We start from the raw sequence: 17,247 nt of genomic DNA, 5'->3' as shown, positions 1-17,247 counted from the left end.
TACATACCTCCTACTTATCTAAAGCTTTAAAATGCGTTAATATATTCTGTTACACTTGAACATACTGTTTTACTAATTATTTTTTTTGTTATGCGGTAAAACAGGTTAACATGCTTTTAGTACAAAAATTGTCTAAGGACCGAACCCCACATGAAAAAGAACATTCTTGCGGCGCTAGTTAGTTTATCATGCGCATTAGGTGCAACAGCAGTGAAAGCTGAAGATTTACTACAAGTTTTTGAAATAGCGACAGCTAACGATCCTACTGTTTTAAAAGCAAAAGCCCAAGCCGATGCGCAGTCTTACCAAAGCGATTTGGCGATGAGTGCACTGTTACCTCAAATTGGTTTAACTATGGGTTATACAAAAAGCGATGCAACGTCGTACCAAAGCGTTGGCGACTTATCTAACCAAGTAAAAGTTGAAAGTGATACAGACCAATTCTCTCGCGGTGTGAGCTTAAGCCAAACATTATTTGATTTAGGTGCCTGGAATACGTTAGATATTGCCGACAAGCAAGCGCTTCAAGCAAGCGGCCTATACGATGCAGCTAAACAAAACTTAATTGTACGCGTTGCTGAAGGTTATTTTAACGTATTAAGTGCAAGCGATAACCTTGAATTTGTTGAAGCTGAAAAACGTGCAATTGAACGTCAACTTGAGCAAACAAAACAACGTTATGCGGTAGGCTTAACAGCAATTACTGACGTACACGAAGCGCAAGCTCAGTTTGATAACTCTGTAGCTCAAGAAATTATTGCAGGTAATGCTGTAGAAACAGCACGTGAGCAACTTCGTGAGATTACAGGTAAATATCACGAAAAATTAGACTTTTTAAATACAGATACTTTCTCAACAACTAAACCAACTAAGCGCTCAAGCGACTTTGTTAAAGTAGCTGAAGATAAAAATATAAACCTACAAGTGTCTAAAGTAACGGTTGATATTGCAAAAGATCAAATTGAATTAGCAAAAGCGGGTCATTATCCAAAGCTAACCCTAAGTGCTAGTTATGGCGATTCTCTTACAGACAATCAAATAAATGGCGCTAACTTTGATGATCAGCCACGTTCAGACTCAAGCTCTGTAGGGCTTAACTTTAGCGTACCTTTATATTCAGGTGGTGCAACAGTTGCTGCAACAAATCAGGCCCGTGCGTTTTACGTAGGTGCGAGCCAAGACTATGAAACAAATTACCGCGCAGTAACTCGCACAGTGATTACATCTTATAACCAAGTTGTATCAGACATTGCTACTTACAAAGCGCTAGAGCAAGCCGTTGTTTCAGCTCAAAGTGCGCTTAAAGCAACTGAAGCTGGTTTTGAAGTAGGTACTCGTACCATTGTTGACGTACTAGTAAGTACGCAAAATTTATACGATGCAAAGCGTAACCTTGCTGATGTACGTTACCGTTATGTGTTATCTACCCTTCGCCTAAAACAAGCTGCGGGTACATTAACAAGTGAAGATTTAGTTGCTATAAACCAAGGTTTAAAAGCCGCTTAAATCGCATGATTCATGTAGTTAAAAACATTGGAAGCCAGCTAAATGCTGGCTTTTTGTATTTTACAGCGCTTAGCGTTAAACTATCGTTTTTATTCTCAGAGATATTTTTGTGGTCACCTCATCTCCTTTTAAAGCATCTTTTTTGGGCCCTCGATACTGGTTAACGTGGATTGGCGTTCTATTTTTATATTTAATTTCTTGGTTACCGCAAAAACTACAATTGGCAATGGGTAAACAGCTTGGTCGCTTAGTTCATAAATTTATGAAGCGCCGTCGCCATATTGCAGAAGTAAATATTAAGCTGTGTTTTCCTGATATGAGCGCAGCAGATCAAAAAGATCTTGTGCTCAAAAATATGGAAAACACCGGTATTGCAATGGTTGAGACTGGCATGGCTTGGTGGTGGCCACAGTGGCGAGCACAAAAAGCATTAGGGTCTTTTAAAGGGCTTGAGCACTTTGAACGCGTACAAGCGTCTGGTAAAGGTGTTTTATTGCTTGTACCTCATATTCTGCATCTTGAAATGGCTAGCCGTATTATGGGCTTAGAGTGTCAGGGTGTTGGCTTTTATCGCCCTCATAACAACCCACTAATGGAATACTTTACGACTAATGGGCGCCTTCGCTCTAACGAATATTTAATCGGTCGAAAAGATGTAAAAGGTTTACTAAAAGCATTAAAAAATAAAAAGGTATGTTATTACTTACCCGATCAAGATTACGGTCGTAACCGCTGTGAATTTGTCCCATTTTACGCAGTACCTGACGCTGCAACTACAACGGGTACTCTTATGTTTGCAGGCAGTAAAAACTGCGAAACAATGAGTTTAATAACTCGCCGTGATGAAAATGGTAAATATCACTTAGAAATACTGCCAGAGCTTGAAAACTTCCCCAGTGGTGATAATAAGGCTGATGTAACACGTGTAAATCAACGCATGGAACAATCTGTTAATGCCGCACCCGAACAATATATGTGGCTACACCGTCGTTTTAAAACTCGACCTGATAAAAATACCCCTTCTTTTTATAAAAAGTAATGGTATAACAATAATAGGAACAAATAAGGTGGGTAATAATCATGTGGTTTTGGATTAGGCATTTATCATTTGCAGCTGTACTAATAGCACTCGCCGTATACTTTTTGTTGAGTGATGGTTCTTTATTTGATATTAAAAAATCTAAAAATGCAGCTGCCGAAGGATTATCACGTTTTTACTCCTCTATTCGTAACCAAGTAAAAAGTAATAAAGAACGAGATCAATTTGTTTTAAAACTTAAAACACCAGAACAGACCTTAGATAGAGTATTAGCGGAACGTGCGCGAACAGTTGATCCAATGCCGACCACTTGGACTGGAGAAGTTGAACCTAGACGCTTTGAAAATGGCACAACACTTAAAGACGTACTCTATCAATATGCTAAAAATGAAGGTATTGAGCTTTACTGGTATTTAAGTAAAGACTACGTAGTTAAAGATCATTTTAGAGTAGACAGCAACTTTACTTCAGCACTTTATCAAATTGGTCGTGCTATAAATGACGACTTTGAGCATGAGGTTTACACTTACTTTTGCCACAAACAAAGAGCAGCTGTTATTACAGAGTTACCATCAGAATTTGTGCGAACAAACTGTTTAAAGCTAAAGGTTTAAGGGTTTACACGTACAAAAAACCCAAGCAAGCGCTTGGGTTTTACAATTCAATTCAATTCAATTCAATTCAATTCAAAAATACTATTCCAAATATTCGTTACGTTAGTAATATCTTGTAAAAAAGCTTCTCGCGAGATCAATTTGCCTTTTTGATCCAAGCTCAGCACGTGATAACACGAGCGATAATCAATATACGCTTTGATCAACTGCTGTTTTTGCTCTTTAGTAATACAGCCTATATTTGCTGCATCCGTTAATATTCTTACGTTATCTGAGTAAACGGTAAGCTGCTCAAATTCATTAGCGTGTTTAAGTACTAAATATTGCGTAATAAACTCAATATCAGCCATACCACCAACATCTTGTTTTAAGTCAAATTGCTCAGTATTTCCCTTCGCTAGATGGTCGCGCATTTTTTCGCGCATTTTTATTACATCGGCTTTTAACACGGTGTCATCGCGCTGTTGGCAAAGTATATTTTTACGAATTTGTGAAAAACGCTCTATAAGATCGTCTTGGCCCAAAATTAACCGAGCCCGCACAAGTGCTTGATGTTCCCACGTCCATGCTTGAGTTTGCTGATAGTGATTAAAACTCTCTAGATTGATAGCAAGTAAACCTGATGCACCTTCAGGGCGTAATCGCGTATCAAGCTCATACAAAATACCCGATGCAGTACGAGTATTAAATAAATGCATTAAGCGCTGAGCGAGTTTTAAATAAAACTGGCGAGAATCTATCGGTTTTTCACCATTGGTTTGGCTTGAGCCATCATGATTATGTACAAACACCAAATCTAAATCTGAGTCGTACCCTACTTCTAAGCCGCCTGTTTTACCATATGCAATAACAGCAAAACCTTTGTTTTCATCATCAGTGCCAGGGGGCATACCAAAACGCTTAACGGTGTTATGCCATGCAATATTAACAGCTTGATCAACAATCGCTTCGGCCAGTACGGTTAAGTGATCGCTTACTTTCATTACATCAAGAACACCGGTTGCATCAGCAGCAGCAATTCGTAATTGATGCGTTTGCTTAAATTGCCTAAGCGACTCCATTTGCAGTTCTAAATCGTCATGCTCTATTCGTAAAAAATACTGTCTTATTTCATCTTTATAAGCGGTTAATGGTGTCGGCTTATAAAGAACAGCCGGATCTATTAGCTCATCCAGCAATATAGGGTAGCGAGAAATATGCTCGCCTATCCATTTGCTATGACAACACAGTAAAACAAGTTGCTTTAATGCACCTTGGTTTTCGTACAGCAATTCTAAATAAGCAGTACGTGAAATTATCTTATTAAAAATTTGGCAAACCATTGTAAAAGCAGCTGCGCTGGCATTGAAGTCATTTAACTGACTCAATAAAACAGGCATTAATTTATCAAGGGTTTCACGCCCTCGGTTACCTATGTTTACCTTAGACAGTCTTAATTTAAAATCGCTAAGGGGTGTTTGCCATTCATCTCTAGCCTCTTTTAAAAAGCTCACATCACCATGATCCCAAGCACTAATAAATGCGCCTTCACAGGTATCTAGTGGCGCGGTTTCTTCACCAATAACGAGAGCAAACTCACCGTTAACTTGCTTCATTACCTTTTCAATAGTGCTTAAAGTGGCAAAAAAATCAGCTTGTTCTAATAATAAATTTAAGCGCTGCTGATTCAATTCATCATCGGGGAGTGTTTGCGTTTGCTGATCGTCAAATATTTGTAAGTACTGTTCAACTTTTCGCAAATAAAGGTAATTGCGTTTAAGCTCGCTCGCTTCTTGCTCATCTATAACTTGGTTAAGTGCCAGCTCATTTAATGCTTTAAGTAATGATTGAGTTTGTAAATTAGCCTCTCGCCCACCTCGTACCATTTGCAGGGCTTGCACTATAAATTCAACTTCACGAATACCACCAGCGCCTAGTTTTATATTATTAGTTAAGCGTTTACGGCGAACCTCTTGTGCAATCATTAACTTCATTTTACGCAAAGATTCAATCACCGAAAAATCAATATACCGGCGATAAACAAACGGCTTTAAAAGCTTAATAAATTCATCCCAATATTTATTAGGCGTGCCAATTAAGCGCCCTTTTAACATCGCGTAGCGTTCCCAGTCGCGACCTTGTTCTTGATAGTAATCTTCAATGGCATTAAAGCTCATAACCAAAGGGCCACTTTCGCCAAACGGGCGTAGACGCATATCAACCCTAAATACCTGCCCGTCACCGGTGGCTTGGTTAAGTGATGCAATGAGCTTTTGTGCAACTTTGGTATAAAATACTTGGGCCTCAAGGCTTCTGCGGCCACCTTGGGTTTTTGTGCTGCGCGGATATGCAAAAATGAGATCAATATCAGAGGAGTAGTTTAGCTCTTGCCCGCCGAGCTTCCCCATCCCTAAAACCATTAATGGCATTGCTTGGTTTTGCTCATCAAGCGGCTCACCATTTACTTTTGCCACCTGTGCATGCGCCCATTGGTTAGCACTATTTATTAGCATGTCAGCCAGTTGGCTTATGTAATTAATACTATCGGCAATGGGGTTATTACAGCATAAATCTAAAAAGGCGACTTTGAGCCAGTACTTTTCACGATATTGGCGAAGTACTTTATGGCACTGCACTTCATCAATGTCAGCTAAGTTAAGGTTTTTAAAAGGAGAATCTATTGCTCTATTTTGTATTTCGTCTTTGCATAATAGCCAAGTATTTAAATCAGGTTGTGATTCTAAACTGCGCCAAGCAAAGTCGCTTAATGCTAATAACCTTACAACTTCACTTTGTTCACTTTGCTGCGGGTATAACTGTTCAAAGCGCATCAAGCCAAATTTTTGTAATTGAATAGGAAGTTGCTTTACGTTACTCATCAATCCTCTCTTTTATATCATCAATAACCGTACTAGAATGATTAAAACCTAGAAAGGTTAACTTAATTAGGATCACCATGTCATATTTGTCTTTATCTAACACTAGTTTTATTGCGATTGCCATTAGTTTTGCGGTTATTTGCATAACTATTTTTTGTTTACGAGTTGTCACTCAAATCAAAGCAAAACAAGCGCTTAAAGATGAGCTAGCACAACACGACAACTTTGCCATGGGTATTAGTTTTGCATCTGAAATATCAGTTGTTATAGCCACTATGGCTTTCTTATTTGACGAAATAAGCATAAGTACCGCACAGTCAAACCCGTTAAAAGTGTTAATTATTATTATTCTTTTATTCACTTTTATAAAAGTGGGTCATTTAATTCACAGAAAATGGATACTCCACAGGTTTAACGAAGAAGCTGCCATACTAAAACAAAATGTATGTGCTGCATTGGTAGATTCAGGCATGTTAATCGCTAACTGTATTATTGCTCTTGGCTTGTACACGTGGACGCACACCCAAGGATTTAGCAACTTACTTATTGCTTGTGTTAGCTTTTTTACGCTTCAGGGAATGTTTGCACTTGATAGTAAAATACGAGAACACCGTTTTGCAAAAGCAAATCAAGGAGCTTCGCTACAAAGTAACTTTAACCTAGAGAATACATCTATTGGTATAAGGTATGCTGGCAAATCAATAGGTTTAGCATTGGCTGTATATGCTGGTTTATCTAGCGCAGCATTTCAAAACGGTAAAATGGTAGAAAACATATTTACACTCGTTATGCATTGCGGTGTAATGTGGATACTACTTTACAGCTTAACGTATGTGATAAAAGTTATCTCTTTACCAAATATTGATACGGCTCTTGAAATAGACCATCAAGATAATATTGGGGTAGCATGTATAGAGTTTGCTGTTTTTTGTGCTATAGGCTATTTACTTATTAGCATGTTTTCTCTTTAGACCTTTTTACTAAAATACAGCCATTAAAAGTCTGCATTTAAGTAATAATGGTAATTACTTAAATGCAACAAGGTCCTAGCTCTATGCCACTTGAAATAACGAATTACTTGTTAATTGACATAGACAACGAATTTAGCCGAGCATTTGCCGAATACTATGTAAATAATAATGGTAAAACAAAAGCGAGTACGCTTATTGCAGCAGGCAGTAATACCCGCCAGTTAGTAAAAATGATGTTTGACGAACTTATTAAAGACTATAGTTATTGCGACCTTGAAAACGAAATAAGCGTTTCTGAATTAATTAACTATCTAAAAGAGCATCACGATTTACACGGAGTCCTTTTTAATAGTACCGATTACTTACTAGCAAGCGATAAACAACGCTTTATTTATAACTCGTTACATGAAAAGCGCTTTTTAATAAGCCTTGATGATACAGGCTATACACTAAGCCTAGTTACTGACGAGACGTTAACGGAACCTTCGCAAAATCACCACGATATAGCGCACACACCACAAGATTTAATAGATCTTGCAGAGCAACTTAATAAAAATAAATAATTGCGCACAGCTCCCAGCTTACTTACCATAGCAGTATATATCTTTACGCTAAGTAATAAGTGACGCCCTATGCGAGTTCCTCATATTTATCAAACATCGAGTATTGCCCTAAACACCCCTGTAACTTTAGATGACGATGCTGCAGGGCATATTGGCAGAGTGCTGCGCATGAAAGTAGGCGAGCATGTATCTATTTTTAATGGCGAAGGCGGCGAATACCTTAGTGAAATAATTGAGGTAACAAAAAAAACAGTCGTCGTAATGCCGTTAGAGCTTAATCCTCATGATGTAGAATCCCCGCTTAAAATTCATTTAGGCCAGTGTGTATCCCGTGGTGATAAAATGGATTTTACAATTCAAAAGTCAGTTGAACTGGGCATTACCGAAATCACCCCTATTTTTAGTCAGCGCTGTGGCGTGAAACTAATGGGCGATCGTCTTGAGAAAAAACACCAACAATGGCAAAAAATTGCAATAGCAGCGGCAGAGCAATCTGGGCGTAATTTTGTGCCAACTATTCATCCCCCTGTAGATTTAAAACAATGGCTTGCACAACAAACCAATGCAATTAAGCTCACTCTTCACCCTCGTGCTGAGCACAGCATTAAAACCATTACGGTACCTAAAGATGGCGTACGCTTTTTAGTCGGCCCAGAAGGCGGCTTTACCGACGATGAAATGGCACTAACTAAACAACTAGAATTTGTGGATATTCGCTTAGGCCCGCGCGTTTTACGAACGGAAACAGCCGCTTTAACGGTCTTAAGTGCATTACAACTTCAATTTGGCGATTTAGCTAATTGAAATAACTAAAAGCACCCTCATATAAACAGTAACATTTATAGTAAGGCACAGCGCATGGCAATTAAGTTAGGTATTATTTCAGATCCTATTAGTGGATTTAACATCAAAAAAGACACCGGTTTTGCAATGATGATGCAAGCGCAAGAACGCGGCTACGAAATTTATTATATGGAGATGGATGATTTATCTCTTCGTAAAGGTAAGTCGTACGCTACAGCGTCTAAAGCGCAAGTGTTTAATAATGCAGAAAAATGGTACGAGCTTGAAGAAAAAGCCACTATAGCCCTTGCCGACCTTGATGTTATTTTAATGCGAAAAGATCCTCCTTTTGATACCGAATACATTTACGCGACGTATATTTTAGAGCGTGCAGAACAAGAAGGTACGTTAATAATTAACAAGCCACAAAGCCTTCGCGATGCTAACGAAAAGCTATTTACAGCATGGTTTAGCGAACATACGCCAGACACACTTGTTACACGTAGCCAAAAACAAATTCGTGAGTTTTTAGCCGAGCATAAAGACATTATTTTAAAACCCCTTGATGGCATGGGTGGCGCATCTATTTTCCGCCTTAGAGAAGACGATGCCAACATTGGTGTAATTTGTGAAACGCTAACCGAGCACGGCAGCCGCTTTGCTATGGTGCAAAATTACATCCCAGAGATCAAACAAGGCGACAAGCGCGTATTGGTTATTGATGGTGAGGTTATTCCGTATTGTTTAGCGCGAATTCCACAAAATGGTGAAACACGCGGTAATTTAGCTGTTGGCGGTCGAGGCGAAGCGCGTCCACTTAGCGAGTCAGATTTAAAAATAGCGCAAGCGGTTGCACCAACGCTTAAAGAAAAAGGCTTAATATTTGTAGGTTTAGATATTATTGGCGATAAATTAACTGAAATTAACGTAACTGCACCAACGTGCGTGCGCGAAATTGAAGCTGCTTATGATATTTCTATTACAGGTATTTTGTTTGATGCCATTGAAAGAAAGCTAGATAAATAAATAAATAAATAAGTATCTACCTATCGTTATTAAAAGCACTTTTGTGTCATAAATTTTAATATAGTTGTTAACTATTAATTTTTAAACTGTATGAAAGTGCTTTTTTAGTTTTAAAAACAAAGGTATGTGCCATACTCAAAGTTCATTAACTAAAAAGGGTGAAATCTATGCAGTCATTAGAAAATCATTTTTTAATCGCGATGCCGTCGATGCAAGACCCTTTTTTTAAACGTGCTGTTACCTATATTTGTGAGCACAATGAAGATGGGGCTATGGGCTTGGTAATAAACCAACCTATTGATGTTACTGTTGGCGAACTTTTAGATAAAATAGAAATTGACAACGACAAAACTCAAAACGCAGCAAAAGTAAGTGTGTTTGCAGGCGGACCCGTTAAAACTGACCGTGGTTTTGTTTTGCACTCTCCCCAATCAGGTTATTCAGCAAGCCAAAAACTCAGTAGCGATATTATGATCACTACCTCAAAAGACGTTTTAGCAAGCTTAACTACCGCACAAGCACCTGAACAATTTATTATTACATTGGGTTATTCAGGATGGGAGCAAGGACAACTCGAAAAAGAGTTACTTGATAACAGTTGGTTGATCATAGAAGCCGATCCGAAGATCATTTTTGATACCCCCGTTGAAAAACGATGGGAAAAAGCAGTTTCAATGTTGGGCTTTGATATTAGCCAACTCAGCCCTGAAGCTGGTCACGCATAATAGTAACTTAACCCTTAGCAAACTTAAACAAGATACACATGACAAAAAAATCGCTTAAGCCGCAAGGCGAACGCACTGTAATGGGCTTTGACTTTGGCACCAAAAGTATTGGTATTGCTATTGGGCAAGAGCTAACAGGCAGCGCCTCTAGCCTTAAGGCTGTAAAAGCACAAGATGGCATTCCTAACTGGGACCATATTGCTGTACAAGTAACCGAATGGCAGCCTGACTTAATGGTTGTTGGCTTACCACTAAATATGGATGGAACGTCACAAGAGGTTACCTTTAAAGCAAAAAAGTTTGCCAACAGATTACATAATCATTATGGCATTCCTGTGCAAACACAAGACGAGCGTTTAACGACTGCAGATGCTAAAGCGCGACTTTTTGAAAGTGGTGGCTATAAAAACTTAGGCAAAGGTAACGTAGATAATATGTCTGCGGTTATTATTTTAGAAAGTTTTTTTGAGTCTAGTTACGGTGAATAAACAGGCTATATAAATAACCTGTTATATAAATAAAAAGCGCCAATTGGCGCTTTTTTTATATTAAGTATTTATATTTATTACTTTTTAAATTATTGATCGCTATTTTTATCGTCAAGGCCATCAATAGTAACGCCTTGTAAAAAGCCCGCACCTTGCTGCTCGTTATTGCGCAGTTTAATCATTAAACGTAAATCATTTGGCGAATCAGCATGATGCAGTGCATCAGCGTAATTAATTCGCTGCTGTCTATACAGCTCAAATAATGCTTGGTCAAAGGTTTGCATGCCCATTTCTTTCGATTTAGCCATTGCCTCTTTAATACCACCAATATCACCGTTTTTAATCAGTTCAGCAACCATTGGTGAGTTAAGCAATATTTCAATAGCTGCAACACGGCTTTCACCATCAGCAGTCGGTACTAATTGCTGGGCCACAATTGCACGTAAGTTAAGTGCTAAATCGTACTTAAGCTTATCGTGTTTTTCTTTTGGAACTAAATGCATAATACGGTCAATCGCTTGGTTAGCATTATTAGCATGCAGTGTTGCAACACATAAATGACCTGTTTCGGCAAAGCTTAGTGCGTATTCCATAGTTTCTTGAGAGCGAATTTCACCAATCAAAATTACATCGGGAGCTTGGCGTAATGAGCTTTTAAGTGCTGACTCAAAGCTTTCGGTATCAAGCCCTACTTCGCGTTGAGTAATAATACTTTTGCGATGCTCATGAACAAATTCAATCGGATCTTCAATAGTCAGTATATGACCACGTTGATGTCGGTTACGGTAACCAATAAGTGCGGCTAGCGAGGTTGATTTACCCGTGCCAGTACCACCGACGAACAAAACAAGGCCACGTTTAGACATAATTACATCGGTAAGAATAGAGGGGAGCCCGAGTTCACTCACATCAGGTATTTGCGTCACAATGCGGCGTATAACCATACCTGCTTTATCGCGTTGCCAAAAAGCAGAAATACGAAAACGCCCTTCGTCGGTGGCAATCGCAAAGTTACATTCTTTCGTTGTATGAAACTCTGCTTTTTGCTTTTCGCTCATTGCAGATTCTACTAACTCAAGCGATTGCTCATCAGTAAGCCTATCGTCACTTAGGGCTGTTAGCTCACCGTTTATTTTTGCGCTTACAGGTAGCTGACTCGATACAAATAAGTCAGAACCTTTTTTCTCAATCATGATGAGTAAAAAGTCGTTTAAAGATAAAGCCATAATAGTTTCTTACCCGCCAAATTGTGTTTTGTCTTGTGCTTTTTCTTTCGCTGCCGCATTTGTAACAATGCCGTGATTAACTAAATTAGTTAAACATTGATCCATTGTTTGCATGCCCACAGACGCACCGGTTTGAATAGACGAGTACATTTGTGCAATTTTATCTTCACGAATTAAGTTACGAATAGCAGGTACTGCAATCATAATTTCGTGTGCTGCAACTCGCCCGCCACCAATCTTTTTAAGCAGTGTTTGCGAGATAACAGCACGCAAAGATTCAGATAACATTGAACGTACCATTGATTTTTCTTCACCTGGGAATACATCGATAATACGGTCAATAGTTTTTGGTGCAGATGTTGTATGCAACGTGCCAAACACTAAGTGGCCTGTTTCAGCAGCGGTCATTGCAAGACGAATTGTTTCTAAATCACGTAACTCACCGACCAATATTACATCTGGATCTTCACGCAATGCACTACGTAGCGCGTTTGAAAAGCTATGAGTATCGCGATGTACCTCACGTTGATTAATAAGGCTTAATTTATTATCGTGAACAAACTCGATTGGATCTTCTATTGTTAGAATATGGTGATGTTTATTTTGATTTATATAATCGACCATAGCGGCAAGTGTTGTTGATTTACCAGAGCCCGTTGGGCCTGTCACTAACACGAGTCCACGTGGGGTATCGGAGATTGTTTTAAAAATATCTGGCGCACCTAAATCATCAAGCGTTAACACTTCACTTGGTATGGTACGAAATACCGCAGCAGGCCCGCGATTAGAGTTAAACGCATTCACACGAAAACGTGCTAAATTAGGCACTTCAAACGAAAAATCCACTTCGAGATTTTGTTCGTAGTCCTTGCGTTGATTATCGTTCATAATATCGTAAACCAGACTGTTTACGTCTTTGTCTGCAAGGGCTGGTATATTAATGCGGCGAACATCACCGTCTACGCGTATCATAGGTGAAACACCCGACGATAAATGTAAATCGGATGCTTTGTGTTGCACACTAAACGCTAATAATTCGGTAATATCCATTTATGACTCCACAACTAACTGATAAATATATGGTTACAATAGCAGAACGACTCACATCCGCCTACGCTAGAATTGCAGACGCGGCAAAAATTGCACAACGAAACACTAACGAAGTCACTCTACTGGCAGTGTCTAAAACTAAACCAAGCGAAGATGTTATTGCAGCTTATGAGCATGGTCAGCGCGAATTTGGTGAATCTTATGTTCAAGAGGCTATAGATAAAATAGCTCAACTACAGTCATATAGCGACATCATTTGGCATTTCATTGGCCCTATTCAATCTAATAAAAGTGCTTTAGTGGCTGCCAACTTTGATTGGGTGCAAAGTGTTGATCGCATAAAAATAGCGAAACGATTAGATTCCCAGCGCCCAGACGATAAACAGCCTCTTAATATACTTATTCAAGTAAATATAAGTAATGAGGAAGCGAAGTCGGGTTGCCACCGCGATGAAATAGATGAACTTGCCGATTTTATTAACCAATGTGAGCACTTAACACTTCGAGGTTTAATGGCTATTCCCGCTAAAAGCAACGATCTGGATACGCAAATTCAATCTTTTGAGCAATTACAAACTTGCTTTGATAAACTAAAGACCCAATATCCTCAAGTAGATACTTTGTCGATGGGTATGAGTAACGATGTTGAAGCTGCCATTAGTGCAGGCTCAACCATGGTAAGGATCGGCACAGACATTTTTGGAACACGAACTTAAAAGGTGATAACAGATTTATGTCAGATAAAAAAATCGCATTTATAGGCACAGGTAATATGAGCTACGCCATTATTGGTGGCATGGTAAAAAACGGTTTTAACGCAAGTAACATTATTGCGACTAACCGCAACCAAGAAAAGCTTGAAAAGGTAGCAGCCGATTTCAAGGTGCAAACCACCAGTGACAATAACGAAGCCCTGCGCGATGCTGATGTAATTGTTTTGTCTGTTAAACCACAAATGATGGGCGATTTATGTAAATCGTTTCAAGAGTCGGGCGTAGATTTTAGCGATAAACTGTTTATTTCTGTTGCTGCTGGCTTAACTGTAAAACGTTTACGTGAAATGCTAGGTCAAGACGTTAAAATGGTACGTTGTATGCCAAATACACCGTCTTTATTAGGCCGTGGTGTATCAGGTTTATATGGCGCGGGCGAAACACAAAGCGAACACGAATTTGTACAACAAGTTTTTGAATGCACGGGCATTGTTGTATGGGTCGAAAAAGAATCACAAATTAACGATATTATTGCTGTGACCGGCTCATCACCTGCTTACTTTTTCTTATTTATGGAAGCCATAGAAGAAAAAGCCAAAGCGCTGGGCTTTAATGATGAAGACGCTCGTCGTTTAGTACAACAAACAGCCCTTGGCGCCGCCGAAATGGCACTTAGCCAGCCTGATATTAGTATTTCGCAACTACGTTCAAACGTAACATCTAAAGGCGGTACTACTCACGCAGCTGTTGAGCACTTAAAAGATGAAGGCTTAACTAAAACCGTTGGCGATGCAATGGATGCGTGTATTGCGCGTGCAGAGCAAATGGAAAAAGAACTTTAAAACCACTTTTTTATTGAAGGTTACACTATGAATGCCATGCAATTTTTAATCAGTACCCTGTTTGATTTGTTTTTAATGGTGGTATTACTGCGCTTTTGGCTGCAGTGGGCAAAAGCCGACTTTTATAATCCAATGAGCCAGTTTGTGGTTAAAGCCACTTCGTTTGCGGTAAAACCACTGCGTAAAATCATTCCGGGATTTGGCGGACTTGATTTAGCATCTCTGTTGTTGGCATTTATAGTGGCTGTAGCCAAAATTAGTACTTTAATGCTTGTTATATATAATGCGTGGGCAATACAGCCTGTAATTATACAAGCACTTATAACGGTACTAAAAGAAGGCCTTAACTTAGTTTTTTGGGTACTTATTATTCGCGCTATTTTAAGTTGGGTTAGCCAAGGTTATAACCCTATAGAAGCGGTTTTCCATCAGCTTACTGAACCAATGCTAAAACCAATTCGTAAAATATTGCCATCAATGGGTGGCTTAGATTTATCAGTTTTAGTGCTTATTATTGGTATTCAGTTTTTGCAAATGCTGCTTATGGATTTTTTAGTCTAATATGGATTTTTTAATTAGAGGCCCAAAGGCCTCTTTTTTATATGTTTTGAGGAATACATAATGAACCGTTTAATTAAGTTTTGTTTTATTGCTTGTTTAGCATTTGCATTTAACGCGCAAAGCGAAGAAATGCAAGGCGCACAATATAAAGAGCTTGGCCCTTGGCAAGTGCATTACATCGCCTTTCCTTCTACCTTTATTCAGCCAAAAATAGCAAAAGCGTATGGCCTTGAGCGAAGCGGATACAAAGGCATTGTGAATATTTCTGTTTTAAAAAATGATGCCGAAAATACAGCCCAAACAGCAAAGCTTACTGGCACAGCTAGAAACCTACTTGGCAATAAACAAACGCTTACTTTTAAAGAAGTAAAAGAAGGTGATTCAGTTTATTACCTTGCCCAAGTTGATTATACCAACGAAGAGATTTTACGCTTTGAGATTGAAATACAACAAAGTAATCAATTTCAAAAATTACAGTTTCAGCAAAAATTTTACGTAGATTAATAACATGACCAAAACTTTAGTACTTGCTACAGGTAACCCTGGCAAAGTAAATGAGCTAGCTAACATGCTAAGCCCTCTGAATATTAATGTAGTTCCACAGAGCGATTTTAACGTAGGTGAAGTTGCCGAAACCGGCACTACCTTTGTTGAAAATGCCATTATTAAAGCGCGTCATGCCGCTAAAATTACTGGCATGCCTGCTATTGCCGATGACTCAGGTTTAGAAGTTGATGGCCTAAATGGCGCACCCGGTGTTTACTCTGCCCGTTTTGCAGGCCCAGGTGCCAGCGATCAAGATAACATTGATAAGTTACTCGTAGACTTGGGTAATAACCCTATCCGTAGTGCTCGTTTTTGGTGTGTACTGGTATTAATGCGCCACGCAGATGACCCTACCCCCCTTATTTGCAGTGCAAGCTGGGAAGGCGAAATTACGCTCACTCAAAATGGCAGCGGTGGCTTTGGTTACGACCCTGTATTTTTTGTAGCAGAGAAAAATTGTACCAGTGCTGAGCTTACAAAAGAGCAAAAAAATGCAGTGAGTCATCGCGGCCAAGCACTACAAAAACTATTGCTAGAGCTACAGCAAAAAGGCGGCCTGTGAACCTTCCACCACTGAGCTTATATGTGCACGTACCTTGGTGCGTGCAAAAATGCCCGTACTGCGATTTTAATAGCCACGGACAAAAAGGTGAAATACCTGAAGCTGAATATGTTCAGCATTTAATTGATGACTTAAAAGCTGATTTGCACTTAGTGCAAGGACGTAAAATTCACAGCATCTTTATTGGTGGCGGTACTCCGAGCTTATTAACTGGTGCGGCTTATACTCGTTTATTAAATGAAGTTGACAACCTAATTGGTCTTGAAGAACACTGCGAAATTACCCTTGAAGCCAACCCAGGTACAGTAGAAACAGGTCGTTTTAAAGATTACGTAAAAGCAGGCATTAACCGTATTTCTATCGGTGTGCAAAGCATGCAAAACGACAAGTTAAAAGCACTTGGTCGGATTCATGGCAGCGACGAGGCAAACTATGCCGCGCAACAAGCTAAAGAAGCCGGTTTAAATAGCTTTAACCTTGATTTAATGCATGGCTTACCAGGGCAAACACTTGACGATGCACTGAGCGATTTAAAGCAAATAATAGCGCTCGATCCACCGCATATATCTTGGTATCAACTAACTATTGAACCCAATACTCAGTTTGCTTCAAAACCTCCTACCTTGCCACAAGACGAAATACTGTGGGACATTCAAGAGCAAGGGGTCGAGTTACTAGCTCAAGCAGGTTACATACAATACGAAATATCGGGCTATGCAAAACCAGGCTATCAGTGCCAACATAACTTGAATTATTGGCGTTTTGGCGATTATCTCGGTATTGGTTGCGGCGCGCATGGTAAGGTTACTGATGCAAATACAGGGCTTATTACGCGTACTGAAAAGGTTAAACACCCACGCGGCTATATGGATTTAATTAAACCGTATATGTATAAAAGCTGGCATGTAGAGCAAGACGATTTAGCGTTTGAATTTTTTATGAATCGCTTTCGCCTTGTTGAGCCTTGCCCAATTAATGATTTTAATAAACTTACAACACTGCCACTGCAAAGTCAGCAAAGTGCATTAAACCAAGCAATTAATAAAGGTTTATTGACTCAAACAGACAGCCATTGGCAGGTAAGCTTAAAAGGTCATCGCTTTTTAAATGACCTGCTAGAATTATTTGTGTAGCCCCCAGCGCTACACAAAAAATAAATATAAAATACCCTAAT

Annotated in this window: 18 protein-coding genes; 15 read left to right on the top strand and 3 right to left on the bottom strand. The window is 39.2% G+C overall.

Annotated elements, in window-relative coordinates:
• The first annotated feature begins 150 nt into the window (after window positions 1–150).
• The 3 genes from tolC (at window position 151) to GQR39_RS09915 (ending at window position 3,159) form a co-directional block, all read left to right on the top strand.
• Window positions 151–1,506 carry an outer membrane channel protein TolC gene (gene tolC, locus GQR39_RS09925; RefSeq protein ID WP_165735501.1) on the top strand — a complete coding sequence of 452 codons (1,356 nt, stop codon included), beginning with the start codon at window positions 151–153 and terminating at the stop codon, window positions 1,504–1,506.
• 109 nt (window positions 1,507–1,615) lie between these two features.
• Window positions 1,616–2,545 (top strand): LpxL/LpxP family Kdo(2)-lipid IV(A) lauroyl/palmitoleoyl acyltransferase, encoded by a 930-nt coding sequence (gene lpxL / locus GQR39_RS09920; RefSeq protein WP_024590685.1) that lies wholly within the window; start codon window positions 1,616–1,618, stop codon window positions 2,543–2,545.
• Between the two features lie 41 nt (window positions 2,546–2,586).
• Window positions 2,587–3,159 carry a toxin co-regulated pilus biosynthesis Q family protein gene (locus GQR39_RS09915; protein ID WP_101163672.1) on the top strand — a complete coding sequence of 191 codons (573 nt, stop codon included), beginning with the start codon at window positions 2,587–2,589 and terminating at the stop codon, window positions 3,157–3,159.
• Between the two features lie 62 nt (window positions 3,160–3,221).
• On the opposite strand, the gene glnE is transcribed toward GQR39_RS09915, so the two are convergent.
• Complete coding sequence (gene glnE, locus GQR39_RS09910) at window positions 3,222–6,017, bottom strand: bifunctional [glutamate--ammonia ligase]-adenylyl-L-tyrosine phosphorylase/[glutamate--ammonia-ligase] adenylyltransferase (RefSeq protein ID WP_165735500.1); 2,796 nt, start codon at window positions 6,015–6,017, stop codon at window positions 3,222–3,224.
• A 77-nt stretch (window positions 6,018–6,094) separates the two neighbouring features.
• On the opposite strand from glnE, the gene GQR39_RS09905 reads away from it, so the two are divergent.
• The 6 genes from GQR39_RS09905 to ruvX all read left to right on the top strand — a co-directional run bounded on the left by GQR39_RS09905 (window position 6,095) and on the right by ruvX (window position 10,573).
• Window positions 6,095–6,988: a hypothetical protein gene (locus GQR39_RS09905; RefSeq protein WP_007585393.1), complete on the top strand. Its 894-nt coding sequence runs from the start codon at window positions 6,095–6,097 to the stop codon at window positions 6,986–6,988.
• Window positions 6,989–7,050: 62 nt separating this feature from the next.
• Window positions 7,051–7,551, top strand: coding sequence for a hypothetical protein (locus tag GQR39_RS09900; RefSeq protein ID WP_165735499.1), 501 nt, complete (start codon window positions 7,051–7,053; stop codon window positions 7,549–7,551).
• A gap of 69 nt (window positions 7,552–7,620) precedes the next feature.
• Window positions 7,621–8,355, top strand: a complete 735-nt coding sequence (rsmE, locus tag GQR39_RS09895; protein ID WP_165735498.1) for a 16S rRNA (uracil(1498)-N(3))-methyltransferase — start codon at window positions 7,621–7,623, stop codon at window positions 8,353–8,355.
• Between the two features lie 54 nt (window positions 8,356–8,409).
• A complete protein-coding gene (gshB, locus tag GQR39_RS09890) occupies window positions 8,410–9,360 on the top strand; it encodes a glutathione synthase (RefSeq protein ID WP_007585399.1) in 951 nt (316 codons plus the stop codon).
• Window positions 9,361–9,527: 167 nt separating this feature from the next.
• Window positions 9,528–10,085 carry a YqgE/AlgH family protein gene (locus GQR39_RS09885; protein ID WP_165735497.1) on the top strand — a complete coding sequence of 186 codons (558 nt, stop codon included), beginning with the start codon at window positions 9,528–9,530 and terminating at the stop codon, window positions 10,083–10,085.
• A gap of 38 nt (window positions 10,086–10,123) precedes the next feature.
• Window positions 10,124–10,573, top strand: coding sequence for a Holliday junction resolvase RuvX (gene ruvX, locus GQR39_RS09880; RefSeq protein WP_008170791.1), 450 nt, complete (start codon window positions 10,124–10,126; stop codon window positions 10,571–10,573).
• 89 nt (window positions 10,574–10,662) lie between these two features.
• Here the strand turns inward: ruvX and GQR39_RS09875 are convergent, their stop codons facing one another.
• Both GQR39_RS09875 and GQR39_RS09870 read right to left on the bottom strand, forming a co-directional pair.
• A complete protein-coding gene (locus GQR39_RS09875; protein WP_010553294.1) occupies window positions 10,663–11,799 on the bottom strand; it encodes a PilT/PilU family type 4a pilus ATPase in 1,137 nt (378 codons plus the stop codon).
• A 9-nt stretch (window positions 11,800–11,808) separates the two neighbouring features.
• The gene (locus GQR39_RS09870) at window positions 11,809–12,849 is read right to left on the bottom strand and encodes a type IV pilus twitching motility protein PilT (protein WP_007585408.1); all 1,041 of its coding nucleotides are present in this window, start codon (window positions 12,847–12,849) and stop codon (window positions 11,809–11,811) included.
• 2 nt (window positions 12,850–12,851) lie between these two features.
• Here GQR39_RS09870 and GQR39_RS09865 point away from each other — a divergent pair, with 2 nt between their 5' ends.
• From GQR39_RS09865 to hemW, 6 genes are read left to right on the top strand one after another with little or no spacing between them, the layout of a single operon-like run.
• Window positions 12,852–13,565 (top strand): YggS family pyridoxal phosphate-dependent enzyme, encoded by a 714-nt coding sequence (locus GQR39_RS09865; protein ID WP_007585410.1) that lies wholly within the window; start codon window positions 12,852–12,854, stop codon window positions 13,563–13,565.
• Between the two features lie 17 nt (window positions 13,566–13,582).
• Complete coding sequence (gene proC / locus GQR39_RS09860) at window positions 13,583–14,404, top strand: pyrroline-5-carboxylate reductase (protein WP_101163677.1); 822 nt, start codon at window positions 13,583–13,585, stop codon at window positions 14,402–14,404.
• 27 nt (window positions 14,405–14,431) lie between these two features.
• On the top strand, window positions 14,432–14,965 hold the full coding sequence (locus GQR39_RS09855; protein ID WP_007585413.1) for a YggT family protein: 534 nt from the start codon (window positions 14,432–14,434) through the stop codon (window positions 14,963–14,965).
• 60 nt (window positions 14,966–15,025) lie between these two features.
• Window positions 15,026–15,469, top strand: coding sequence for a DUF4426 domain-containing protein (locus GQR39_RS09850; RefSeq protein WP_165735496.1), 444 nt, complete (start codon window positions 15,026–15,028; stop codon window positions 15,467–15,469).
• Window positions 15,470–15,473: 4 nt separating this feature from the next.
• Window positions 15,474–16,073 carry an RdgB/HAM1 family non-canonical purine NTP pyrophosphatase gene (gene rdgB, locus GQR39_RS09845; protein WP_165735495.1) on the top strand — a complete coding sequence of 200 codons (600 nt, stop codon included), beginning with the start codon at window positions 15,474–15,476 and terminating at the stop codon, window positions 16,071–16,073.
• Window positions 16,070–17,206 carry a radical SAM family heme chaperone HemW gene (gene hemW / locus GQR39_RS09840; protein WP_010553296.1) on the top strand — a complete coding sequence of 379 codons (1,137 nt, stop codon included), beginning with the start codon at window positions 16,070–16,072 and terminating at the stop codon, window positions 17,204–17,206. Before rdgB ends, hemW begins: the two co-directional genes overlap by 4 nt.
• The last annotated feature ends 41 nt before the right edge of the window (window positions 17,207–17,247 follow it).

Source organism: Pseudoalteromonas sp. C8 (assembly GCF_011378685.1).
GTDB lineage: Bacteria > Pseudomonadota > Gammaproteobacteria > Enterobacterales > Alteromonadaceae > Pseudoalteromonas > Pseudoalteromonas arctica.
The sequence above is the reverse complement of the archived record's forward strand: the minus strand, read 5'-3'. Positions and strand labels throughout refer to the sequence as shown.